Consider the following 22,720-nt stretch of genomic DNA (forward strand, 5'->3'; position numbering starts at 1 on the left):
CACACCTTATGGTGTGGGCCTTTCTGCGTTTTCAGGGCCTTTCCGTTCCCGAGGAACGGCGGGACGGGCTCTGTTCAGAGCAGGCCCGCCGTCTTCAGAGCGAGATACGCGTCAGCCAATGCCGGTGCCAGATCTTCGGGGGATGCGTCCACCACCGTCACCCCATGACGACGGAGCTGTTCTGCCGTGTGCTCACGCTCGCTCTGTGCCTGAGCTGCCGCCGCGGCCTCGTACACCGCCTCTGCGTTGCCACGGGCCTTGCCCATGCGCGCGATGTGCGGGTCGGCCACCGAGGCGACCAGAACCGTGTGCCGCTGTGTGAGTTGCGGAAGCAGCGGGAGCAGGCCCTGTTCCATCGGGGCCGCGTCGAGTGCGGTGAGCAGGACGATCAGGGACCGGCGTGGAGCCGTACGGAGTGCTGTGGCGGTGAGGCCGCGTGCGTCCGTTTCGACGAGTTCCGGTTCGAGCGGGGCCATCGCGTTGACCAGGGCCGGCAGGACGTCGCCTGCGGACCGGCCCTGGACGAGGGCGCGTACCCGGCGGTCGTAGGCCAGGAGGGCCACGCGGTCGCCGGCCCGGGAGGCGAGCGCGGTGAGGAGCAGGGCCGCGTCCATGGAGGCGTCGAGACGCGGGGCGTCGCCCACGCGGCCGGCAGAGGTGCGGCCCGTGTCCAGGACCAGCAGGATGTGCCGGTCGCGTTCCGGGCGCCAGGTGCGGACGGCGACAGTGGACTGCCGGGCGGTGGCTCGCCAGTCGATCGAGCGAGTGTCGTCGCCGGGGACGTACTCGCGGAGGCTGTCGAACTCGGTTCCCTCGCCGCGTGTCAGCACGCTGGTGCGGCCGTCGAGTTCACGCAATCGGGCGAGCTTCGACGGGAGATGCTTTCGGCTGGTGAACGGGGGCAGAATCCGTAGCGACCAGGGCACCTTGTGGGTGCCCTGGCGGGAGAACAGGCCGAGCGGGCCGTAGGAGCGGATCGTGACGCGGTCAGCCCGCCGGTCGCCGCGGCGGGTGGGGCGCAGTCGGGTCGTCGCGCGCCCGCGTTCACCCGGGGGGATGGTCAGGCGGTGGCGGGAGGCCTCGATCTCGGTGCCGGGCTGCCAGCTGCTCGGTGGCCAGGCGTCCCGTAGCTGGGCCCGCAGGGGGCGGCGGGACGGGTTGGTGATCGTGAGTGTGACGTCGGCGGTCTCGCCGAGGCGCGTGGAGGTGTCGCCGGAGCGGGTCAGGGCGAGACGCCGTACAGGAGCCGCGAGCGCGAAGTCGCAGGCGCAGGCCAGTGCCAGAGAGCCGTTGACCGCGAGGATGCCTGTCCAGCCGGGGTCCAGGATGCCGACGGGGATCGAGCCGAGGGCCGCGAGGAGGGCGGCGCGTCCCGTGAGCGCCATCAGCGGGGGACCTGGACGTGGGCCAGGATCGCGTTGATGACGGAGTCGGCCGTCACGCCCTCCATCTCGGCCTCCGGTCGTAGTTGGACGCGGTGGCGCAGGGTGGGCAGGGCAAGTGCCTTGACGTCGTCGGGAATGACGTAGTCGCGGCCCGTGAGCCATGCCCAGGCGCGCGAGGTGGCGAGGAGGGCCGTGGCGCCGCGCGGGGAGACGCCGAGGGTGAGCGAGGGCGACTCGCGGGTGGCGCGGCAGATGTCCACGACGTAGGCGGTGAGCTCGGGGGAGACGGTGGTCTTGGCGACGGCTGCGCGGGCCGCGTCGAGGTCGGCGGGGCCCGCGACGGGGCGTACGCCGGCGGCGCGCAGGTCGCGCGGGTTGAAGCCGGAGGCATGGCGGGTGAGGACGTCGATCTCGTCCTGGCGGGAGGGCAGAGGGATCGTCAGTTTGAGCAGGAAGCGGTCGAGTTGGGCTTCCGGGAGGGGATAGGTGCCCTCGTATTCGACGGGGTTCTGCGTCGCGGCGACCAAGAAGGGGTCGGGGAGCGGGCGCGGGGTGCCGTCGACCGTGACCTGGCGCTCCTCCATGGCTTCGAGGAGGGAGGACTGGGTCTTGGGCGGGGTGCGGTTGATCTCGTCCGCGAGGAGAAGGTTGGTGAAGACCGGGCCTTGCTGGAAGGAGAACTCGGCGGTGCGGGTGTCGTAGAAGAGAGAGCCGGTGACGTCGCTCGGCATCAGGTCGGGGGTGAACTGGACCCGTTTGGTGTCGAGTTCGAGGGCCGAGGCGAGGGCGCGGACGAGGAGCGTCTTGGCGACTCCGGGGACTCCTTCGAGAAGGACGTGTCCGCGGCAGAGAAGGGCGACGACGAGGCCGGTCACGGCGGGGTCCTGGCCGACCACGGCTTTGGCGATCTCGGCGCGCAGGGCTTCCAGGGAGGCTCGGGCGGTGCCCGCGTCCCCGGTGGTCCCGGCGTTGTCAGTGGTCGGGTCCATCATGAATGGCGTACCTCTCTTTCGAGGGCGTCGAGTTGGTCGGTCAGTGCGATGAGGGCCGCGTCGTCGCGGGGCGGCGGTCCGAAGAGGAGGAGGTGCAGGGTCTGTCCGTCGCCGGAGCGGTGGGCGGACAGGGCGGGTAGGAGGGCCTCGGGCGCGTGCGCCTGGGTGACGGGGACGCCGACGAGGGGGGCGAGCCGGGTGCGGGTGGCGGAGCGAAGAGCGGCGGCCGCGCGGTCGCGGGCGTCGGCTTTGCGGTAGAGGCGGGCGCGGCCTTCGGCGGTTTCGGAGGCGCGGATCGCGACGGGGAGTCTTTCGGACACGAGGGGGCCGAAGCGGCGTGCTCGCCACAGGGCGGCGAGGCCGGCTGCGACGAAGAGCTGGAGCGTGCCCCAGAGCCAGCCCGAGGGGAGCAGGTCGAGGAAGTTCTTCCGGCCGTCGTCGTGAGCGGCCGAGGTGTCGGCGAGCGAGGGGAGGTACCAGACCAGATGGGGGCGGGAGCCGAGGAGTTGGAGGGCGAGCGAGGCGTTGCCCTGCTTGTCGAGGCGGTCGTTGAGGAGGATGTCGGGGGCGCCGAGCACGACGGTGTCGCCTCCTCCGGACGCCGCTGGGATGCGCAGCAGGGTGGGGAGGCGTGCGCTGTGGTAGCAGGAGTCGGCGTCGAGGCGGGTGGTGGTGTAGCGGATGCCGCCGGTGTCCGCACTGCCCGCGCGCCGGGCCTCGGGGAGGGCGCAGCCGGGGGCGAGCGTGTCACGGCTGCTGGTGGTGGGGTCCGCGGCGACCCCGGGGGCGAGCCGCTCGATGGACCAGCTGCCGGCTGCGACCAGGACGGTGCGTCCGCCGGAGGTCGCGGTCGCCTTGCGTATCTGATCCTGCTGGCGGGTCGTCAGCAGGTCGGGTACGGCGACCAGGAGGGTGGTGTCCGGTCCGGTGGCGGCTCGCGCCTGGCCGAGGGTGGTGACCACGCGGGTGGAAATGCCGCGGTCGGCGAGGAGTTGGGCGACGGCGCGGCTGCCGTAGGGGTCGGCGGAGCGCGGGTCCAGCTCGCCGTGCCGGGCGGTGGAGCGCGCGGCGGCCATGATGATGGCCGCCGCGAGGAGCAGGACGACGGCGAGTGTGATGCCGCGCGCGCGGGTCCACATCTGGCGGGCGGTGGGCGCTGTGGAGGTGGTCGGCGTGGTGGCCTCGGTGGTCACTCGGCTGTCCCCTGGCGCGTGTTGTGGCTTGTGCTGTCGATGCTGCTGCCGGCGCTGTGGGCGAGGGCGGGCCTGGTGCGTTCCAGGTCTCGGTCGAGTTCGGCGACGCGTTGGTACGACTGCTCGCTCGCGCTGCGTCCGCCGTACGTGACGTCGTCGAACTCCCGTGCCGCGGAGGCGAGCCGGTCCGTGTGCGCCGGGAGTGCGCGGCCCGCTTCGGTGGCCGCCTCGTCGGCGGTGCGGCCGGGGCGGACGTCGAGCAGGGCCCGTTCTTCCAGGGAGCGGACGATGGCCCGCATGCGTTCCTGGACGGCTTGGTTCCAGTGGCCCTGGGCCGCGTGTGCCTCGCCGGCCGCGCGGTGTTCGGCGGCGCTGCGGGGGCGGTCGTCGAACAGGACGGTGGCGGAGGCGGGTTGGCGGCGCGGGGTGCCCAGGCGCCACCACAGGGCGGCCAGGGCGGCGACGACGAACAGGATCACGACGACCAGGCCGAGCGTGCCGCCGGGTGTCGCGGAGGCGGCCGAGCTGAGCAGCCGGTCGAGCCAGTCCCAGAACGCGTTCAGGGCACGCTGGAACAGGCCGGGTTCGTTCTCGTGGTACATGCGCTTGGACAGCTCGCGCCGGGCCGCCTCCCGCGCGGGGTCGCGCGAGATCGTCACCGGCGGCTTGTCCCCCGAGCCGCCTGCTGCGCGGACGGCCGTGTCCGACACGCGCAGCAGGCCGCGTACGACCGTGTTGCCGACGCCGGCCGGGGCTGCCGCCGTGAGAACTCCCCCCGTGAGACTCACCGCATCAGCTCCCCGGGACGGGACCGGGTGTGCCGGTGCCGTAGCCCTGGACACCGGCGGCGCGGGCCAGTTCGAGGTCGAGGGCCTCGCGGCGGATGCGCTGGTCGATGTAGAGGAGCACGGTGACGCCGGCGCTGATGGGGAGGGTGAGCGTGGCGCCGACCAGCGCGCCGATCCCTTGGATGATCAGGGTCGTCCAGCCGATGTGCCCGCCGTTGGCGCCGAGCAGGTCGTTCATGCCGTCACCGCTCGCGGCAGCCCCGATGAGGGTGAAGGGGATGGTCACGACGGCCGAGACGATGAGAGTGATCAGGAGGGTGAGCAGCATGATGCCGAAGATGCGCCACCAGGAACCGCGTACGAGCTTCGCCGAGCGCTTCAGGGACTTCACGATGCCCTGCCGCTCCAGCATCAGGGCGGGGGCGGCGAGGTAGTAGCGGATCAGCAGCCACACGCCGACGACGGTGCCGCCGAGGAAGCCCAGGGCGAGCAGTGCCGTTCCGGCGTTGTCGCCGCCGCCGGTGATCAGGACGAGCAGGCCGGGCAGTGCCCCGGCGAAGATCGCCCCGACGAAGATCAGGGCCAGCAGGATGAGCAGACCGAGCAGTTTCAGGATCTGCGGCCGGGCGTCGCGCCAGCTCTCCCGGGTGGTGACCGGTCGGCCGAGGACGGCCCGGCTGGTGATGGTGGTGAGCAGGGCGGTCGCGACGAGCATGGCGGCCGTGCGGATCACCGAGAGGACACCGGTGCCGATCATGGTGTCGCGCAGGGCGTGGAGTGCTTCGGAGGGAGTGGCGTCGGGGTTGCTGACCGTGGTCTGGACGTCGTTGAGCACGAATCCCTGCAGGAGGACCATGCTGACGTTCATGACCAGGGCGACGGCCAGCGAGATGCCGAGCACCGTGCGCCAGTAGGTGCGCATGGTGGAGACGGCACCGTCGAGGATCTCGCCGACGCCGAGCGGGCGGAGCGGGATGACACCGGGCTTGGCCGCGGGCGGGGGGCCGCCCCAGCCGCCGCCCCAGGCTCCGTAGCCGCCGGGGGTGCCGTAGCCGGCGGGCGGGCCCGCGTAGCCGCCGCGGTAGCCGCCGGGGCCCGGTGTGCCGGGCTGCTGTCCGCCCCAGCCCGGGCCGGGCGGCGGGGCCTGGTGCGAGCCGGGGGCGCCGGTGGGGGCGGACCACTGGCCGGGTGGCGGCTGTTCCTTGGACCACTTCGCGCCTGGGCCCGGTGCGTCGGTGCCCGGCTGTGGCGCGGGCTCGGCGTCGCTGGGGCGGTCGGCGGGCTCGGCGGGGCCGGACGCGCCGGGTTCCCGCCCCTCGGACGACGGGGCGGATCCGGGCGAGGCCCAGCCCGGAGTGTCTGTCATCGAAGCTCCTTCTCGGTGCCGATCCGCTGTCGCGGCGGCAGGTTGGCAGCCATCGTGCCATGGGGCGGTTGTCCCGGGACCTGCCGCGGTGGGCGCCGGACTCCTTCAATTGTCCGCGGGATCCGGGGCAGACTGATCGCATGGCTGATCAGCAGGCGCGAACTGACGGGGACAGGCGGCCGACCGAGATACCTGTGGTCCGATGGGAGGAACCACCCGAAGGTCCTGTGCTGGTCCTTCTCGATCAGACGCGGCTTCCGGCGGAGGAGGTCGAGCTGGTGTGCACGGATGCGCCGGCGCTGGTGGAGGCGATCTGTTCGCTCGCCGTGCGCGGGGCGCCGGTGCTCGGGATCGCCGGGGCGTACGGCGTCGCGCTCGCCGCCGCGCGGGGCTTCGACGTGGCCGAGGCGGCGCGGGCGCTGGAGGCCGCTCGGCCCACCGCGGTGAATCTGGCCGTCGGGGTGCGCCGGGCCGAGGCCGCGCACGCGGCGGCGCTGGCGAAGAGCGGTGATCCTGAAGCGGCGGCAGCCGCCGCACTGGCCGCTGCGCGGACGCTGCACCGTGAGGATGCCGAGGCCAGCGCGCGGATGGCAGCGCACGGTCTGGCGCTGCTGGACGAGCTGCTGTCCGGCGGCGGGCACCGGATCCTCACCCACTGCAACACCGGTTCGCTGGTGTCGGGCGGGGAGGGCACGGCTTTCGCGGTGGCCCTCCAGGCGCACCGTGAGGGGCGGCTGCGGCGGCTGTGGGTGGACGAAACGCGTCCGTTGCTGCAAGGTGCTCGCCTGACGGCGTACGAAGCGGCCCGCAGTGGGATGGCGTACACCTTGCTCACCGACAACGCGGCGGGTTCCCTGTTCGCGGCGGGTGAGGTGGACGCGGTGCTGATCGGGGCGGACCGCATCGCGGCCGACGGTTCGGTGGCGAACAAGGTGGGGAGCTATCCGCTCGCTGTGCTGGCGCGGTACCACCATGTGCCGTTCATCGTGGTGGCGCCGGTGACGACGATCGATTTGGGCACCCCCGACGGGGCGTCCATCGAGGTCGAACAGCGCCCCGGCTTCGAAGTGACGGAGATCACAGCACCCCAGGTGCCGGTGACGGGAGCAGGAGGCGGGATTCCGGTGGCACCCCTGGGGACCCAGGCGTACAACCCGGCGTTCGACGTGACGCCGCCCGAGCTCGTGACGGCCATCGTCACCGAGGGGGGAGCCGTTTCGCCCGTGACCGCGGAGGCTCTTGCGGAGCTGTGTGCGAGGTCACGCCAGGTAACGATTAGCTAATGGGATGATGTCGTTTATGAAGGGACGAGTCCTTGTCGTCGACGACGACACCGCACTGGCCGAGATGCTCGGCATCGTGCTGCGTGGTGAAGGTTTTGAGCCGTCTTTCGTAGCCGACGGCGACAAGGCGCTGGCCGCTTTCCGCGAGACCAAGCCCGATCTGGTGCTGCTTGACCTGATGCTGCCCGGACGAGACGGCATCGAGGTGTGCCGGCTGATCCGGGCGGAGTCCGGGGTGCCGATCGTGATGCTCACGGCGAAGAGCGACACCGTCGATGTCGTCGTGGGCCTGGAGTCGGGCGCCGACGACTACATCGTCAAGCCGTTCAAGCCGAAGGAGCTGGTCGCCCGGATCCGGGCGCGGCTGCGGAGGTCGGAAGAGCCGGCGCCGGAGCAGCTGACCATCGGTGACCTGGTCATCGACGTGGCCGGGCACTCGGTGAAGCGGGACGGGCAGTCGATCGCGCTGACCCCGCTGGAGTTCGACCTGTTGGTCGCGCTCGCGCGCAAGCCGTGGCAGGTGTTCACGCGCGAGGTGCTGCTCGAGCAGGTGTGGGGCTATCGCCACGCCGCCGACACGCGGCTCGTCAACGTGCATGTCCAGCGCCTGCGCTCCAAGGTCGAGAAGGACCCGGAGCGGCCGGAGATCGTGGTGACTGTCCGTGGTGTCGGTTACAAGGCCGGACCGAGCTGACATGTCCGGGGACAGCGCCGCTTCGGCTCCCGGCCGGTCCGGGGCCCGTCAGGGGCGGCCTGTCGGCCGGAGTGCCGGTGCGCGGTTCAGGCGGCTCTTCGAGGGCGGGCTGCTCCAGGGCGGGGTCCAGGGCAGCCCGGTCCTGCGGCTGTTCCTGCGCTGGGTGCGCCGTCCGCTGCTGCCGGTGATGCGGCTGTGGCGGCGCAACATCCAGCTCAGGGTCGTCGCCACGACCCTGCTGATGTCGCTGGGCGTCGTCCTGCTGCTGGGCTTCGTCGTGATCGGGCAGGTGCGCAACGGCCTGCTGGACGCGAAGGTGAAGGCCTCGCAGAGCCAGGCCACCGGCGGGTTCGCGGTGGCGAAGCAGAAGGCGGACGAGGCGGCGAGCGGGACCGCGACGGGGACGAACGCGGCCACCGCCACGGGCGACGGCACCTCGACCGCGGACGGGCGGCAGTCGCAGAACGTCATCCAGTGGATGAGCGATCTCGTGGAGTCGCTGTCCAGCGGTGGCGCGGGCGCCTTCGACGTGGTGACGCTGCCCGTCGGTGACGACAGCGGCGGCGGACGCAGCCCGCGCGGCTCCGGGAACGTCAACCCGACCTCCAGCGTGCCCGCGGACCTGCGTGAGCGCGTCAACAGCGGTACGACGGCCGCCCAGAGCTACACGCGGATCGTCTACTCCAACGGCAAGGACTCGCAGCCGGCGCTGGTCATCGGCAAGCAGGTCAGCGACCCCAACGGGCGGCCGTACGAGCTGTACTACCTCTTCCCGCTCACGCAGGAGGAGAAGTCCCTGAGCCTGGTCAAGGGCACGCTGGCGACCGCCGGGCTGTTCGTCGTCGTGCTGCTCGGAGCCATTGCCTGGCTGGTGGTGCGGCAGGTCGTCACGCCGGTGCGGATGGCGGCCGGGATCGCCGAGCGGCTGTCCGCCGGGCGGTTGCAGGAGCGGATGAAGGTCACCGGCGAGGACGACATCGCGCGCCTCGGTGAGGCCTTCAACAAGATGGCGCAGAACCTCCAGGTGAAGATCCAGCAGCTGGAGGACCTGTCGCGGATGCAGCGGCGGTTCGTGTCGGACGTCTCGCACGAGCTGCGCACACCGCTGACCACCGTCCGGATGGCGGCCGACGTCATCCACGAGGCGCGTGAGGACTTCGACCCGGTGACCGCGCGGTCGGCCGAGCTGCTCGCCGACCAGCTGGACCGGTTCGAGTCGCTGCTGGCGGATCTGCTGGAGATCAGCCGGTTCGACGCGGGCGCGGCGGCGCTGGAGGCCGAGCCGATAGATCTCAGAGAGGTCGTCCGGCGCGTGGTCAGCGGTGCCGAGCCGCTCGCCGAGCGCAAGGGCACGCACATACGCGTGCTCGGCGACCAGCAGCCCGTGGTCGCCGAGGCGGACGCCCGCCGCGTGGAGCGCGTGCTGCGCAACCTCGTGGTCAACGCCGTCGAGCACGGCGAGGGCAGGGACGTCGTCGTCAAGCTCGCCTCCGCGGGCGGCGCGGTCGCCGTCGCGGTGCGCGACTACGGCGTCGGGCTCAAGCCGGGTGAGGCCACGCGTGTCTTCAGCCGGTTCTGGCGGGCGGACCCGGCACGCGCGCGTACCACCGGTGGTACGGGCCTCGGGCTGTCGATCGCCCTGGAGGACGCGCGGCTGCACGGCGGCTGGCTGCAGGCCTGGGGCGAGCCGGGGGGCGGCTCGCAGTTCCGGCTGACGCTGCCGAGGACCGCCGACGAGCCGCTGCGGGGTTCGCCGATACCGCTGGAGCCCAAGGACTCGCGCCGCAACCGCGGCCTGGACGAGGCCGGGCTGCCCGGCGGGGGCGGGGAGAAGCGGGCCACGGTTCCGGTGCAGCAGGGCGGCGCCCAGGCGCCCGCGCTGCCGCCGCGCGCGCCGATCGCGCCGCGGCTCGCCGGGATGACCCCGGCCGCCGACCCGACCGCCCTGCCCGGCAACGGCAACGGCGCCCGGGTGGTGCCCCGCCCCGGCGGCGGTGTGCGGCGCCCGGACGACGTGCCTGCCGCGGGATCCGCGGCCAGTGCGGACGCGGTCCGGCCGGATGCGGCCGCACCGGAGGACTCGACCCAGCCAGGGGAGGCATTTCGTGGCCGCTGACCGCACGGGGGGCGCCCGGCAAAGATCCGGGCGCGCGGTGGCGTACGCCGCTCTGGGAGCCGTCCTGCTGGCGGGGTGTGCCTCGATGCCCGACAGCGGGGACCTGCGGAACGTGGAGTCCACGCCCCGGCAGGACACCGGAGTGCGGGTGTTCGCGATGCCGCCGGCCGAGGGCGCGGGTCCGGCCGAGATCATGCAGGGCTTCCTGGAGGCGCTGACCAGCGACGATCCCTCGTACGACACGGCTCGCAAGTATCTGTCGGACGGCGCGGCGCGCACGTGGCGCCCGGAGCGGTCGACCACGGTCCTCGCGAACGGGCCGAGCATCGAGACCGACTGCCGCGCGGGCGCCGGCCAGGAGCCGACCGACAGCGTCACCTGTGTCCTCGCGGGCACCCAGGTCGCGACCGTGGACGCGCAACAGGCGTACGAGCCCGCCGACGGCTCCTACCGCAAGAAGGTGCACCTCACGCGGAGCGCCAAGACCGGGCAGTGGCGCATCGACGGGCTGCCCGACGGCGTCGTCATGGGCAAGTCGGACTTCCAGCGCAACTACACGTCCGTCGACAAGTACTACTTCGCCTCGGACACGACGGCCGGGGCGACGGGGCAGCCGGTGGCGGTGGCCGACCCGGTGTTCGTGCGCAGCAAGGTCGACGCGATGACGCAGATGGTCCGCTCGCTGCTGAGCGGCCCGACCAGCTGGCTCGGCCCGGTCGTCAGGTCCGGTTTCCCGACCGGTACGGCCTTGCAGAAGGACGTGTCGGGGCTGGCGCCCGACGACCAGAACAAGCTCACGGTGCCGCTGAACCTCAAGGCGTCCCAGGTCGCGCCGGGCAAGTGCACCGAGATGGCGACGCAGGTGCTGTTCACGCTGCGGAACCTGGCGCCGACGCTGGAGTCGGTCGAGCTGGAAGGCGCCGACGGCCGCAGGCTGTGCGACCTGAGCGAGGAGCGCGCCGAGTCCGCCGCCTGGCACGGGTCGGCCAAGAGCCCCGATTACCTGTACTTCCTCGACGGCAAGCACCGGTTGGTACGGATGCCGACGGGAAGCACGGGTACCGGCGCGCTTCCGGTGCCGGGTGTGTTCGGTGAGAGCGACAAGGGCCTGGAGTCGGTTGCCGTCTCGCGCGACGAGCACAGTGCGGCCGGGGTCGGTGACGCCGGGAAGTCGTTGTACGTGACGTCGCTGGCGTCGGGCGGTTCGCTCGGCAACGCGCTGGTGACCAGCGCGGGCCCGACCGAGAGCGACCGGCTGACGACACCGAGCTGGGACGCCCGCGGCGACCTGTGGGTGGCCGACCGCGACCCGCACCAAGCGCGGCTGTACGTCGTCGAGCAGGGCACCGCCAAAGCACAGGAGGTCGCGATCCCGGGGCTGTCCGGCCAGATCAAGGACGCCCGGGTGGCGGCCGACGGGGTACGGATCGCACTGGTCGTGGAGAGCAAGGACGGCAAGCAGTCCCTGCTCATCGGCCGGATCCAGCGCGACGGCGGCACCGGACAGGGCACCTCTGTGGTGGAACTGCGGTCGGCGGCGCCGGACTTGGAGCAGGTCAGCGCCATGTCGTGGGCCGGGGACAGCAGGCTGCTCGCGGTGGGCAGGGAGCAGGGCGGCGTGTTGCAGATGCGGTACGTCCAGGTCGACGGCTCCACGCTGGACGGTCCGGCGCCCGGTGCCCTCACCGGCGTCAAGTCCATCGCCGCGTCTGAGGACGAGCGGGTGCCGCTGGTGGCCTACTCCGAGGACGACGGGATCGTACGGCTGCCGTCCGGCGCGCAGTGGCAGAAGGTGGACAAGGACGGAACGGCACCGGTCTATCCGGGCTGACAGTCTGTCCGGACCCCTGTTCATCTCTCCCTGCTCCCCCGTGTGGGTGACGGGCGTTGCGCGGTGCCTCCGGTTGTCCACAGTGCGTTGTCCACAGGGGTGGCAGGGCGGCTTCGGCGTTGGCACAGTGGTGGACATGCGGGGGTGGTGGCGGGACCTCACCGACCTGGTGCTGCCGGCTGACTGCGCGGGCTGCGGAGCACCGCGTACGGTGCTGTGCCCGCGGTGCCGGGCCGTGTTGGACGGGCGCGCACCGCGGCGGGTGCGACCGGTGCCGGAGCCGGCCGGGCTGCCGGTGGTGTACGCGGCGGCTCCGTACGCGCAAGAGGTACGGGAACTGCTCCTGGCGCACAAGGAGCGGGGCGCGCTGACGCTCGCGGGAGTGCTGGGCGCGGCTCTGGCGGGGGCCGTGCGGGCGGGGCTCGGCGGGAGCGGCGGCGGTGCCCGCGTCCGTCCGGACGCCGGAGCCACCGGCGACGGGCCGGGCGGGGCGGTGGGTGAGCGGACCGTGGTGCTCGTCCCCGTGCCTTCCGCCCGGTGGGCCGTGCGGGCGCGTGGGCACGATCCGGTGCGACGGATGGCGCTCGCGGCGGCCGGGGAGCTGCGCCGTACCGGGACACCGGCCCGGGTGGCGGCCGTGCTGCGCCAGCGCCGGGCGGTGGCGGACCAGGCCGCGCTCGACGCGCGACAGCGCCTGGAGAACCTCTCTGGCGCGCTGGAGGTGACGGCGGGCGGTGGCCGGCTGCTGGACGTGGGACGGGTCGTGCTCGTGGACGACCTGATCACCACCGGCGCCAGCCTCGCGGAGGCGGCGCGGGCACTGCGGGATACGGCCCTGTCGAGTCGAGAAGAGGGGTGCGGAGTGAGAACCTCCGTGTACGCGGCCGTAACTCGGGAAGGAAGGGAAGAACGACAGAGCGGAACGCGGTCGGACGACGGGAAGTGGGTGCATGGTGCACCAGAAAAGACGGCGTCGAACGCCCTCGGGTACGCGCTCCGCGCGGCCGTGGTCGCCGCTCCTCGGGATTCTTTCGAAATAAACAGGAACTGACCGTCAACCTGCATCGTTGCAGGTAGCGAGAGGGGAATTTCACCTGAACGGAGGTACGCCGCAGTAGAGGGTGACGACATCCGTCCGGGCGAGATATGTTCGGTTGTGAGGAAAGGCGCAGGCCACACCTCTCATATCCGAATGCCGTGGCGCGGGTTTTCCGCAATCACCCGCGCCCATGGGGTGGAGAGCTCGCCCATGGGGGAGGAGGAGGTGAAGTCACCAAGTCCGAGGTCCGGTGCTGACCGGACCTGGTGCAAAGGGAGATGCTCCGCCGACCGAGCGGAGCGATCCGGGAACGGAGTTCTGCGTGGACATCGTCGTCAAGGGCCGCAAGACCGAGGTGCCCGAGCGGTTCCGCAAGCACGTGGCCGAGAAGCTGAACCTGGAGAAGATCCAGAAGCTCGACGGCAAGGTGATCAGCCTCGACGTCGAGGTGTCCAAGGAGCCCAACCCCCGACAGGCCGACCGCTGTGACCGAGTGGAGATCACCCTCCGCTCCCGCGGCCCGGTGATCCGGGCGGAAGCGGCGGCCAGCGACCCGTACGCGGCACTCGACCTGGCGGCGGAGAAGCTGGACGCCCGGCTGCGCAAGCAGCACGACAAGCGATTCTCGCGGCGAGGAGCCCGCCGGATCTCGGCGGCCGAGGTTCCCGACCACGTCCCCGGCGCGGCGACGCTGAACGGCAACGGCCTGCCCGTCCACGAGGAGGACATGGACGGGGTACCGACGAAGAAGATCGGCTCGCTGGAGGTCAAGGGGGAAGGCCCCCTCATCGTCCGCGAGAAGACCCACGTCGCCTCACCGATGACCCTCGACCAGGCCCTCTACGAGATGGAGCTGGTCGGGCACGACTTCTACTTGTTCGTCGACGCCGAGACGAAGCAACCGAGCGTCGTCTACCGGCGGCACGCCTACGACTACGGTGTGATCCATCTCGACCAGGACCAGATGGTCGCTGAGGCGCAGGCCCCCGCGGCGGGGGGCACGCTGGGCGGCTGATCCACCCGGAAGAAGCGGAAACGGTGCCCCTGGCGACGCGTGTGCGCCCCCAGGGGCACCGGTGTGCGACCAGTTCACGCCCCGCATGTCACCTCTGCGTCGCCCGGGCATGAAATCATGGCCGAACCGGCCCAACCGGTGGGCCGTTGCCTTGGGTTGGCGATGGCGCGGGACAACAGGCCACAGCCTTCAGGGGGAGGAACGATGGCGGACACCTTCGGACCGATGCGGGACGAAGATGCCGACGACGGTGTCATCGGCAGGGGCCCGGACGCGGGTTCTTCACGCAACGAGCCGATCAGGGTCCTGGTCGTGGACGACCACGCCCTCTTCCGGCGGGGCCTGGAGATCGTGCTCGCGGCCGAGGAGGACATCCAGGTCATCGGCGAGGCCGGCGACGGCGCCGAGGCCGTGGAGAAGGCCGCCGACCTGCTGCCCGACATCGTGCTGATGGACGTCCGCATGCCCAAGCGGGGTGGGATCGAGGCCTGCACCTCGATCAAGGAGGTCGCCCCCAGCGCCAAGATCATCATGCTGACGATCAGCGACGAGGAGGCCGACCTCTACGACGCGATCAAGGCGGGGGCGACCGGATACCTCCTCAAGGAGATCTCCACGGACGAGGTGGCCACCGCCATTCGCGCGGTGGCCGACGGGCAGTCGCAGATCAGCCCGTCCATGGCGTCCAAGCTCCTCACCGAGTTCAAGTCGATGATCCAGCGCACCGACGAGCGCCGGCTGGTGCCCGCGCCGCGGCTGACCGACCGGGAGCTGGAGGTCCTCAAGCTCGTCGCGACGGGGATGAACAACCGGGACATCGCGAAAGAGCTGTTCATCTCCGAGAACACCGTGAAGAACCACGTCCGCAACATCCTGGAGAAGCTCCAGCTGCACTCCAGGATGGAAGCGGTGGTCTACGCGATGCGGGAGAAGATCCTCGAGATCCGGTAGGGCATGACGGCGGCGGGCCCGGCGGAGGTCAGCCGAGGGTGCGGGCGAGCTCGCTGACCAGTGGCTCGCGCAGTTCTGGTGCCGTCACTCGCTCCACGCGGACCTCCGTGCAGTCCACCCAGCCCGCGGCCTCGACCAGGGCCTGGGCGACCGCGGGGACGGCCTTCGCGTCCTCCACAGTGACCTGTCTGGCCACCAGCGTGCGGCCCTCGCGGGCCGGATCCACCCGTCCGATCAGCCGGCCGCCCGCCAGGACCGGCATCGCGAAATAGCCGTGGACCCGCTTCGGCTTGGGGACGTACGCCTCCAGGCGATGGGTGAAGCCGAAGATCCGCTCCGTGCGCGCCCGCTCCCAGATCAGCGAGTCGAACGGCGACAACAGCGTGGTCCGGTGCCGGCCGCGCGGCGAGGTCGCCAGGGCCGCCGGGTCGGCCCAGGCAGGCCTGCCCCAGCCCTCGACCTCGACCGGCACCAGACCCGAGTCTGCGATCACCGCGTCGACCTGCTCGGCCTTGAGACGGTGGTAGTCGGCGATGTCCGCGCGCGTGCCCACGCCCAGGGACTCGCCGGCCAGCCGGACCAGGCGGCGCAGGCACTCGGTGTCGTCCAGCTCGTCGTGCAGCAGCGTGCCGGGGATGGCCCGCTCGGCGAGGTCGTACACCCGCTTCCAGCCGCGCCGCCGGACGCACACCACCTCGCCGTACATCAGCGCGCGCTCCACGGCGATCTTGGTGCCCGACCAGTCCCACCATTCGCTGGTCCTCTTCGCGCCGCCCAGCTCCGTGGAGGTCAGCGGGCCCTCCGCGCGCAGCTGCTTGATGACCTGGTCGTACGCGCCGTCGGGCAGCTCGTGGTTCCAGTGCGGGCGATGACGGTAGGCGCGGCGGCGGAAGGCGAAGTGCGGCCACTCCTCGACCGGGAGGAGGCATGCCGCGTGCGACCAGTACTCGAAGGCGTGCGTGCCGCGCCAGTAGGCCGATTCGACCGCAGTGCGGCCGACGGCGCCCAGTCGGGCGTAGGGCACGAGTTCGTGGGAGCGCGCCAGGACCGAGATCGTGTCGAGCTGGACCGCGCCGAGGTGGCGCAGCACCCCGCGGACACCGGCCCGCCGGTCGGGCGCGCCGAGGAAGCCCTGGGCCCGCAGGGCGATGCGGCGGGCGTCGTCCGCGGTGAGGGAGGTGGTCGGGCGCGGAAGGGTCGTCATGCCCCGGACCCTAGAGGCCGCCACTGACAATCCGTGCTGACCTGGGCGTTCGCCCCGAGCGGGTCAGCCGCGGGCCGGCAGGTACGGCGTCGTGGAGGGCAGACCCAGGTCCGAGGGGAGCAGCGAGCCGACCCAGCAGTCCCGCCGGACTCCCTTGTTGTTCAGCGCGGAGCGCAGGGTGCCCTCGATGGTGAAGCCCGCGCGTTCGGCCACCGCGCGGGAGGGGTGGTTGCCGATCTCGGCGCGCCATTCGACCCGGTCGACACCGACCTCGGTGAAGATCCACCGGCAGGCCGTGAGCGTGGCCTCGGTCACGTAGCCGCGCCCGCGGTGGTCCGCCGTCGCCCAGAAGCCGACCTCCGCCACGCCGAGCGAGCGCATGGTGAGACTGAGCATTCCGGCGAGTTCCCCGCCCGGCAGGAAGACGCCGAAGGTGAACATCGAACCCTGTTCCCAGCCGTCGGGGACCAGCTGCTGGGTGAAGCCGCTCGCGTGCTCGGGCAGGTAAGGGGACGGGACGGTGGTCCAGCGCTGGATGCCGGGGTCCTGGGCGGCCTCGTAGACCGCCCGCGTGTCGTGCGGACCGACCGCGCGCAGGATCAGGCGGTCCGTGGTGAGAGTGACGGGTTCCATCGACCGATTGTGCTGGGCGTCCCGCGCGCGGGCCGTCGTTTTTCGCTATGCGTGAGCGCGTGATCACATTTCGCGCAATTCCTCGCTCCGATGCGGCACTATCCCCGTGCCCCGTCCGTTGTCCTGGATGAGGCAAGCCGTCGGGCCGCCAGGCCTCCCGGCCCAGCCGGGTCCTCGCATACGATGGCCGTTGCTCAGTACGTAAAAGGAAACCGACCGTCCCAGGCCCGACCGGCAAGGAGACAAACCCCCGTGTCCGTCCTCTCGAAGATCATGCGTGCAGGCGAAGGCAAGATCCTGCGCAAGCTGCACCGCATCGCGGACCAGGTCAACTCCATCGAAGAGGACTTCGTCGACCTCTCCGACGCCGAGCTGCGGGCCCTCACCGAGGAGTACAAGCAGCGGTACGCCGACGGTGAGAGCCTGGACGACCTGCTCCCCGAGGCGTTCGCCACCGTCCGTGAGGCTGCCAAGCGCGTGCTCGGCCAGCGGCACTACGACGTGCAGATGATGGGTGGCGCGGCCCTCCACCTCGGCTACGTCGCCGAGATGAAGACCGGTGAGGGCAAGACCCTCGTCGGCACGCTGCCCGCGTATCTGAACGCGCTGTCCGGCGACGGCGTCCACCTGATCACGGTCAACGACTACCTGGCCGAGCGCGACTCCGAGATGATGGGCCGCGTCCACAAGTTCCTGGGCCTGAGCGTCGGTTGCATCCTCGCCAACATGACGCCGGCCCAGCGCCGCGAGCAGTACGAATGCGACATCACGTACGGCACGAACAACGAGTTCGGCTTCGACTACCTGCGCGACAACATGGCGTGGTCGAAGGACGAGCTGGTGCAGCGCGGCCACAACTTCGCCATCGTCGACGAGGTCGACTCCATCCTGGTCGACGAGGCCCGTACGCCGCTGATCATCTCCGGCCCGGCCGACCAGGCCACCAAGTGGTACGGCGACTTCGCCAAGCTGGTCACGCGCCTGAAGAAGGGCGAGGCCGGCAACCCTCTCAAGGGCATGGAGGAGACCGGCGACTACGACGTCGACGAGAAGAAGCGCACCGTCGCCATCCACGAGAACGGCGTCAGCAAGGTCGAGGACTGGCTGGGCATCGACAACCTCTACGAGTCGGTGAACACCCCGCTGGTGGGCTACTTGAACAACGCCATCAAGGCCAAGGAACTGTTCAAGAAGGACAAGGACTACGTCGTCATCGACGGCGAGGTCATGATCGTCGACGAGCACACCGGCCGTATCCTCGCCGGCCGCCGCTACAACGAGGGCATGCACCAGGCGATCGAGGCGAAGGAGGGGGTGGACATCAAGGACGAGAACCAGACGCTCGCCACGATCACCCTCCAGAACTTCTTCCGCCTCTACTCGAAGCTGTCCGGCATGACCGGTACGGCGATGACCGAGGCCGCCGAGTTCCACCAGATCTACAAGCTCGGCGTGGTCCCGATCCCGACCAACAAGCCGATGATCCGCAAGGACCAGTCGGACCTGATCTACCGCACCGAGGTCGCCAAGTTCGAGGCGGTCGTCGACGACATCGCGGAGAAGCACGAGAAGGGCCAGCCGATTCTCGTCGGCACGACCTCCGTCGAGAAGTCGGAGTACCTCTCGCAGCAGCTCTCCAAGCGCGGCATCCAGCACGAGGTGCTCAACGCCAAGCAGCACGAGCGCGAGGCGTCGATCGTCGCGCAGGCCGGCCGCAAGGGCGCGGTGACCGTGGCGACCAACATGGCCGGCCGTGGTACGGACATCAAGCTCGGCGGCAACCCCGACGACCTCGCCGAGGCGGAGCTGCGCCAGCGCGGCCTCGACCCCGAGGAGCACATCGAGGAGTGGGCCTCGGCCCTGCCCTCCGCGCTGGAGAAGGCCGAGCAGGCGGTCAAGGCCGAGTTCGAGGAGGTCAAGGAGCTCGGCGGGCTCTACGTCCTCGGCACCGAGCGGCACGAGTCGCGCCGTATCGACAACCAGCTGCGCGGCCGTTCCGGCCGCCAGGGCGACCCGGGCGAGTCCCGGTTCTACCTCTCCCTCGGTGACGACCTGATGCGCCTGTTCAAGGCCCAGATGGTCGAGCGCGTGATGTCCATGGCGAACGTGCCGGACGACGTGCCGATCGAGAACAAGATGGTCACGCGCGCGATCGCGTCCGCGCAGTCGCAGGTCGAGCAGCAGAACTTCGAGACCCGTAAGAACGTTCTGAAGTACGACGAGGTGCTCAACCGGCAGCGCGAGGTCATCTACGGCGAGCGCCGCCGCGTGCTGGAGGGCGAGGACCTGCAGGAGCAGGTCGTGCACTTCATGGACGACACGATCGACGCGTACGTCGGCGCGGAGACCGCCGAGGGCTTCCCGGAGGACTGGGACCTGGACCGGCTGTGGGGCGCCTTCAAGCAGCTCTACCCGGTGAAGGTCGACATCGACGAGCTGGAGGAGGCCGCCGGCGACCGGGCCGGTCTGACGGCCGAGTTCATCTCCGAGTCCGTCAAGGAGGACATCCACGAGCAGTACGAGTCCCGGGAGACGCAGCTCGGCTCCGAGATCATGCGGGAGCTGGAGCGCCGCGTCGTGCTGTCGGTCCTCGACCGCAAGTGGCGCGAGCACCTCTACGAGATGGACTACCTCCAGGAGGGCATCGGCCTGCGCGCGATGGCGCAGAAGGACCCGCTGGTCGAGTACCAGCGCGAGGGCTTCGACATGTTCACCGCGATGATGGAGGGCATCAAGGAGGAGTCCGTCGGCTACCTGTTCAACCTGGAGGTCCAGGTCGAGCAGCAGGTCGAGGAGGTCCCGGTCGAGGCCGCCGAGCCGGTCGCCGAGGGCGTCCAGGACACGGTGCCGGCGCAGGCGGGGGCCCGTCCCGAGATCCGTGCGAAGGGTCTGGACGTGCCGCAGCGGCGGGATCTGCACTTCTCCGCGCCGACGGTGGACGGCGAGGGCGGCGTCGTCGAGCGCGACCTTGAGGACGACGAGCCGGTGCGGTCCGAGTCGGACGGCCTGACGCGCGCCGAGCGCCGCCGCCAGGCCAAGGGTGGACGGCGCCGCAAGAAGTGACACGCGCGCGGTCGTAGAGCGGCTGACCAGGGCCGGGCTCCCTCGGGGGAGCCCGGCCCTTTGCGCGTGGTGCCGGTGGCGGGCTCGCCCGGCCCCGGCGGTGTGGTGCGGAGGCTACGGCGTTGCCTCGGAGCGGGCCCCGGCTTCCACCGCCGTGCAGCGCCAGCGGAGGTCCTGGCCCAGTTCCAGACGGAAGGCCAGGGCGCGGAGCCGGCTGCCGGCGGAGATGCGGGCGAAGACCTCCAGGGCGCCGTCGCAGGGGACGTAGTAGCCGATGTCGCGGACGACGGGACGGGAGCCGTGCGTGCGCAGGGGGCTGCGTTCGGCGAGGCGGGCCAGGTCGTCGTAGGCGCGGCCGGCGGTGTGGCGGAGCATCCAGTGGACGGGGCGCTGACCGCTCAGGACGGCCAGGAGGCGGTCCGCGAAGACGTCGGTGGGGCGCTGTGGGGGCTGGGCCGTCTCCGGGGCCCTGGGGGGCGGGCCGGCCGTCCCGGCGGCCGTCGGTGTGTCGCGGGCGCTCCTCGTCGGGGGCTTGCAGGGCGGGGCGCCGCCGGGTCGGCGCGTGTCGTGGCGGGTCGGCGGGCGGTGTCGCGGGCGGGGCTGGACGGTACGGCTCATGACCTTGTTCATGGGGTCCCCGTTCGGCGGGCTCGGTTGATACCGGTCGGTAACTCGCTGGTGTGGATCTTGTACGGGGCGCGGAGCCGGGTGGCAAGGGCAGCGGTGCCCTCCGGGGAGGCGCGGAAAAGTTCGCTTATCCGGGGGACCCGCGGGTCCCGGAACCCCGGAATCCCGGGGGCGCACCGGGTGAATGCGCGGCCCGGTGTCCACGGCTTCACGGGCGTGGGCAGGGACTCGAAAGGGGACCCGCGCACGTATCCTGAAGCCTTCGAGCCCTTGATCAGGAAAGAGCGGCCAGCATGCGCGTCTACGTCCCCCTGACCCTTCCCGCGCTCGCCGAGGCGCACAAGACGGGTGAGCTGGGGAGCGGCCCCTTCGTCGCGTACGCGGTCACGCCCGCGCTGCGCGAGTGGTACGTCTCCGAGGACGTCGAGGAGCTGGAGTACGCCGCGCTCGGGCAGGCCGCGCTGGCCTCGCTGCGGCGGCTGGCGGCCGATCCGGGCGCGGCGCGGCGCCGGGTCGTGGTCGCCGTGGACGTGCCGGCCGGCGCCGCGAGCGCGGATCAGGACCGGGGGCCGGACCCGTCCGCGCCGGGCGAGGTGACCGTCGCGTCGAGCGTGCCGCTCGCGAAGGCGGCCGCCGTGCACGTCGACGCCGACGACGCGGAGCAGGACGTGGCCGCGGCGGCGCAGGCGCTGGCGGCGGCGGACGGCGGGGACGACGACGCGCAGTCCGTCGTGGACGGGGCGGACGACCACGAACTGCTGTGGTACGCCACCCAGGAGATCCCCAACCTGGTCGCACAAGGCGCCTGACGCCCGGCCCGACGTCGGCCCGGAGCATGCGGCCGGGGTGATTGTCAGTGGCGGCGAGTACGGTTTTCGGCATGGGGATGCACAAAAGCGCGCACATCGTCTGGGACTGGAACGGCACGCTGTTCCACGACAACGACGCGATCATCGGGGCGACGAACGCGGCCTTTGCGGAGCTGGGGCTCGCGCCGATCACGATGGAGGAGTACCGGGCGCTGTACTGCGTGCCGGTGCCGAAGTTCTACGAGCGGCTGCTCGGCCGGCTGCCGACCGAGGCCGAGTGGGAGCTGATGGACGGGGTGTTCCATCGGCACTACGCGGAGCAGCGGAGCCGGTGCGGGCTGACCGAAGGGGCGGCGGAGCTGCTCGCCGGATGGCGAACGGCCGGGCACAGCCAGTCCCTGCTGAGCATGTACGGACACGAGGAACTGGTACCGCTCGTGCGGGGGTTCGGCATCGAGGCGCAGTTCCTGCGGGTCGACGGGCGTACGGGGCCGTCCGGGGGGAGTAAGGCCGCGCACATGGTGCGGCACCTGGCGGCGCTCGGGACGGGCGTGGCGCCCGCGCGGACCGTGGTGATCGGGGACGCGGCGGACGACGCGGTCGCGGCGCGCGAGGTGGGTGCGCGGGCCGTGCTGTACACCGGGGGGTCGCACAGCCGGGACAGCCTGGAGGCCGTGGGCGTGCCGGTGGTGGACACACTGGCGGAGGCGGTGCAGGAAGCCCGGCGAATAGCGGCGTAGCCGGGGACCGGCACCGCTGCGGCGGTCCGGGAGCAGCGCCCGCCCCCGCCCCGCTGCTCCGCCCGCCCGCACGCGCTCCCCGCTCGTCCTCGCGCGGCTCAGCCCGCCGGTGCCGTGGCCCGCAGGACCTTCAGGAACTCGCGCATCCAGGCCGGGTGGTCCGGCCAGGCGCGGGAGGAGACCAGCGTGCCGTCGACGACCGCCTCGGTGTCCTGGAAGCCCGCGCCGGCCGCCTGCATGTCCGGTTCCAGGGCGGGGTACGCGGTGACCCTGCGGCCGCGCAGGGTGTCGATCGCCGCGGTGAGCAGCGGGCCGTGGCAGATCTGGGCGACGGGCTTGTCGGCGTCGAAGAACGCCTTCAGGATCTTGCGCAGCTCCGGGTCGTTGCGCAGGTACTCCGGGGCACGCCCGCCGGGGATGACGAGGGCCACGTACTCGCCGGGATCGACGTCGGCGAAGGCCAGGTCGGCGGGCCAGGTGTAGCCGGGCTTCTCCGTGTAGGTGTCGTAGCCGGGTTCGAAGTCGTGGACGACGAAGCGCAGGGTCTTGCGGGAGGGAGCGGCGACATGGACCTCGTAGCCTTCCTCCAGCAGGCGCTGATAGGGGTAGAGGACTTCCAGGGACTCCGCCGCGTCGCCGGTGACGAGCAGGATCTTCGCGGGCATGTGGGCTCCTCCGGGCAGGCAGGGTGTGCTCTCAGGGTGAGGTCGGGGATCTCGCGGCGCGACCTGACACTGACACCTACCCGGACGGGCCTGCCGGCTACCCGTGGCCCCGGCCGGATACGTCACCCGGGCCCGTCCCGCCGCTGTGCAGAACGTCAAACTTCGACCCCCTGTTTTGTACACATACGGCTCATGACGGGCCCGGGGTGAGGAGCGATAGCCTTGTGGCGTGATCAGCGCGATAGTTCGCGGGGACGATCGTGTCCCTGCCCTGCGCCCGGGTTGCACGGAACACCTCCGTGGCCGGGCGGCGGTCGCTGGTCTTC

At 71.5% G+C, this 22,720-nt stretch carries 19 protein-coding genes; 10 read left to right on the forward strand and 9 right to left on the reverse strand.

The window, feature by feature from the left end; translation table 11 throughout:
- Positions 1–74 precede the first annotated feature (74 nt).
- The 5 genes from BIV25_RS41295 to BIV25_RS41315 are packed head-to-tail and all read right to left on the reverse strand — an operon-like array spanning position 75 to position 5,724.
- Positions 75–1,385: a DUF58 domain-containing protein gene (locus tag BIV25_RS41295; protein ID WP_071377717.1), complete on the reverse strand. Its 1,311-nt coding sequence runs from the start codon at positions 1,383–1,385 to the stop codon at positions 75–77.
- Entirely contained in the window at positions 1,385–2,374 is a 990-nt protein-coding gene (locus BIV25_RS41300; protein ID WP_107486649.1) for a MoxR family ATPase, read from the reverse strand. The genes BIV25_RS41295 and BIV25_RS41300 overlap by 1 nt, the downstream gene beginning before the upstream one ends.
- Positions 2,374–3,570 carry a DUF4350 domain-containing protein gene (locus tag BIV25_RS41305; protein WP_071377719.1) on the reverse strand — a complete coding sequence of 399 codons (1,197 nt, stop codon included), beginning with the start codon at positions 3,568–3,570 and terminating at the stop codon, positions 2,374–2,376. The genes BIV25_RS41300 and BIV25_RS41305 overlap by 1 nt, the downstream gene beginning before the upstream one ends.
- Positions 3,567–4,358, reverse strand: coding sequence for a DUF4129 domain-containing protein (locus tag BIV25_RS41310; RefSeq protein ID WP_177235609.1), 792 nt, complete (start codon positions 4,356–4,358; stop codon positions 3,567–3,569). The genes BIV25_RS41305 and BIV25_RS41310 overlap by 4 nt, the downstream gene beginning before the upstream one ends.
- A 4-nt stretch (positions 4,359–4,362) precedes the next feature.
- Positions 4,363–5,724, reverse strand: coding sequence for a glycerophosphoryl diester phosphodiesterase membrane domain-containing protein (locus tag BIV25_RS41315; protein WP_071377720.1), 1,362 nt, complete (start codon positions 5,722–5,724; stop codon positions 4,363–4,365).
- 140 nt (positions 5,725–5,864) lie between these two features.
- Between BIV25_RS41315 and mtnA the strand changes: the two genes are divergently transcribed.
- The 7 genes from mtnA (at position 5,865) to BIV25_RS41350 (ending at position 14,653) form a co-directional block, all read left to right on the forward strand.
- Positions 5,865–7,007: an S-methyl-5-thioribose-1-phosphate isomerase gene (gene mtnA / locus BIV25_RS41320; RefSeq protein WP_071377721.1), complete on the forward strand. Its 1,143-nt coding sequence runs from the start codon at positions 5,865–5,867 to the stop codon at positions 7,005–7,007.
- A 4-nt stretch (positions 7,008–7,011) separates the two neighbouring features.
- Complete coding sequence (gene mtrA, locus BIV25_RS41325) at positions 7,012–7,701, forward strand: two-component system response regulator MtrA (protein WP_191870552.1); 690 nt, start codon at positions 7,012–7,014, stop codon at positions 7,699–7,701.
- 1 nt (position 7,702) lies between these two features.
- A complete protein-coding gene (gene mtrB / locus BIV25_RS41330; RefSeq protein ID WP_177235610.1) occupies positions 7,703–9,817 on the forward strand; it encodes an MtrAB system histidine kinase MtrB in 2,115 nt (704 codons plus the stop codon).
- Entirely contained in the window at positions 9,807–11,648 is a 1,842-nt protein-coding gene (locus tag BIV25_RS41335; RefSeq protein WP_256257131.1) for an LpqB family beta-propeller domain-containing protein, read from the forward strand. Before mtrB ends, BIV25_RS41335 begins: the two co-directional genes overlap by 11 nt.
- 136 nt (positions 11,649–11,784) lie before the next feature.
- Positions 11,785–12,699: a ComF family protein gene (locus BIV25_RS41340; RefSeq protein WP_071377764.1), complete on the forward strand. Its 915-nt coding sequence runs from the start codon at positions 11,785–11,787 to the stop codon at positions 12,697–12,699.
- A 310-nt stretch (positions 12,700–13,009) separates the two neighbouring features.
- Positions 13,010–13,702, forward strand: a complete 693-nt coding sequence (gene hpf, locus BIV25_RS41345) for a ribosome hibernation-promoting factor, HPF/YfiA family (RefSeq protein WP_071377722.1) — start codon at positions 13,010–13,012, stop codon at positions 13,700–13,702.
- 204 nt (positions 13,703–13,906) lie between these two features.
- Complete coding sequence (locus BIV25_RS41350) at positions 13,907–14,653, forward strand: response regulator transcription factor (protein WP_071377723.1); 747 nt, start codon at positions 13,907–13,909, stop codon at positions 14,651–14,653.
- 28 nt (positions 14,654–14,681) lie between these two features.
- On the opposite strand, the gene BIV25_RS41355 is transcribed toward BIV25_RS41350, so the two are convergent.
- Both BIV25_RS41355 and BIV25_RS41360 read right to left on the reverse strand, forming a co-directional pair.
- The gene (locus BIV25_RS41355) at positions 14,682–15,857 is read right to left on the reverse strand and encodes a winged helix-turn-helix domain-containing protein (protein WP_071377724.1); all 1,176 of its coding nucleotides are present in this window, start codon (positions 15,855–15,857) and stop codon (positions 14,682–14,684) included.
- A gap of 63 nt (positions 15,858–15,920) precedes the next feature.
- Positions 15,921–16,490: a GNAT family N-acetyltransferase gene (locus BIV25_RS41360; protein WP_071377725.1), complete on the reverse strand. Its 570-nt coding sequence runs from the start codon at positions 16,488–16,490 to the stop codon at positions 15,921–15,923.
- Positions 16,491–16,742: 252 nt separating this feature from the next.
- On the opposite strand from BIV25_RS41360, the gene secA reads away from it, so the two are divergent.
- Positions 16,743–19,553 (forward strand): preprotein translocase subunit SecA, encoded by a 2,811-nt coding sequence (secA, locus tag BIV25_RS41365; RefSeq protein ID WP_071377726.1) that lies wholly within the window; start codon positions 16,743–16,745, stop codon positions 19,551–19,553.
- A 114-nt stretch (positions 19,554–19,667) separates the two neighbouring features.
- On the opposite strand, the gene BIV25_RS41370 is transcribed toward secA, so the two are convergent.
- Positions 19,668–20,183 (reverse strand): Rv3235 family protein, encoded by a 516-nt coding sequence (locus BIV25_RS41370; RefSeq protein ID WP_071377727.1) that lies wholly within the window; start codon positions 20,181–20,183, stop codon positions 19,668–19,670.
- Positions 20,184–20,473: 290 nt separating this feature from the next.
- Between BIV25_RS41370 and BIV25_RS41375 the strand changes: the two genes are divergently transcribed.
- Both BIV25_RS41375 and BIV25_RS41380 read left to right on the forward strand, forming a co-directional pair.
- Entirely contained in the window at positions 20,474–20,989 is a 516-nt protein-coding gene (locus tag BIV25_RS41375; RefSeq protein WP_071377728.1) for a hypothetical protein, read from the forward strand.
- 71 nt (positions 20,990–21,060) lie between these two features.
- Positions 21,061–21,729 carry an HAD family hydrolase gene (locus tag BIV25_RS41380; RefSeq protein WP_071377729.1) on the forward strand — a complete coding sequence of 223 codons (669 nt, stop codon included), beginning with the start codon at positions 21,061–21,063 and terminating at the stop codon, positions 21,727–21,729.
- Positions 21,730–21,827: 98 nt separating this feature from the next.
- Here BIV25_RS41380 and BIV25_RS41385 read toward each other — a convergent pair whose 3' ends face one another.
- Positions 21,828–22,394, reverse strand: coding sequence for a DJ-1/PfpI family protein (locus tag BIV25_RS41385; RefSeq protein ID WP_071377730.1), 567 nt, complete (start codon positions 22,392–22,394; stop codon positions 21,828–21,830).
- Positions 22,395–22,720: the final 326 nt, after the last annotated feature.

The sequence above is a fragment of the Streptomyces sp. MUSC 14 genome, from assembly GCF_001866675.1.
GTDB lineage: Bacteria > Actinomycetota > Actinomycetes > Streptomycetales > Streptomycetaceae > Streptomyces.

Coding starts and splice junctions, on each gene's coding strand:
- BIV25_RS41315 (WP_071377720.1), bottom strand. CDS start 5,724: ATGACAGACACTCCGGGCTGGGCCTCGCCCGGATCCGCCCCGTCGTCC.
- BIV25_RS41350 (WP_071377723.1), top strand. CDS start 13,907: ATGGCGGACACCTTCGGACCGATGCGGGACGAAGATGCCGACGACGGT.
- BIV25_RS41375 (WP_071377728.1), top strand. CDS start 20,474: ATGCGCGTCTACGTCCCCCTGACCCTTCCCGCGCTCGCCGAGGCGCAC.
- BIV25_RS41340 (WP_071377764.1), top strand. CDS start 11,785: ATGCGGGGGTGGTGGCGGGACCTCACCGACCTGGTGCTGCCGGCTGAC.
- BIV25_RS41380 (WP_071377729.1), top strand. CDS start 21,061: ATGGGGATGCACAAAAGCGCGCACATCGTCTGGGACTGGAACGGCACG.
- BIV25_RS41295 (WP_071377717.1), bottom strand. CDS start 1,385: ATGGCGCTCACGGGACGCGCCGCCCTCCTCGCGGCCCTCGGCTCGATC.
- BIV25_RS41355 (WP_071377724.1), bottom strand. CDS start 15,857: ATGACGACCCTTCCGCGCCCGACCACCTCCCTCACCGCGGACGACGCC.
- mtrB (WP_177235610.1), top strand. CDS start 7,703: ATGTCCGGGGACAGCGCCGCTTCGGCTCCCGGCCGGTCCGGGGCCCGT.
- mtnA (WP_071377721.1), top strand. CDS start 5,865: ATGGCTGATCAGCAGGCGCGAACTGACGGGGACAGGCGGCCGACCGAG.
- BIV25_RS41300 (WP_107486649.1), bottom strand. CDS start 2,374: ATGGACCCGACCACTGACAACGCCGGGACCACCGGGGACGCGGGCACC.
- mtrA (WP_191870552.1), top strand. CDS start 7,012: ATGATGTCGTTTATGAAGGGACGAGTCCTTGTCGTCGACGACGACACC.
- BIV25_RS41385 (WP_071377730.1), bottom strand. CDS start 22,394: ATGCCCGCGAAGATCCTGCTCGTCACCGGCGACGCGGCGGAGTCCCTG.
- BIV25_RS41360 (WP_071377725.1), bottom strand. CDS start 16,490: ATGGAACCCGTCACTCTCACCACGGACCGCCTGATCCTGCGCGCGGTC.
- BIV25_RS41370 (WP_071377727.1), bottom strand. CDS start 20,183: ATGAACAAGGTCATGAGCCGTACCGTCCAGCCCCGCCCGCGACACCGC.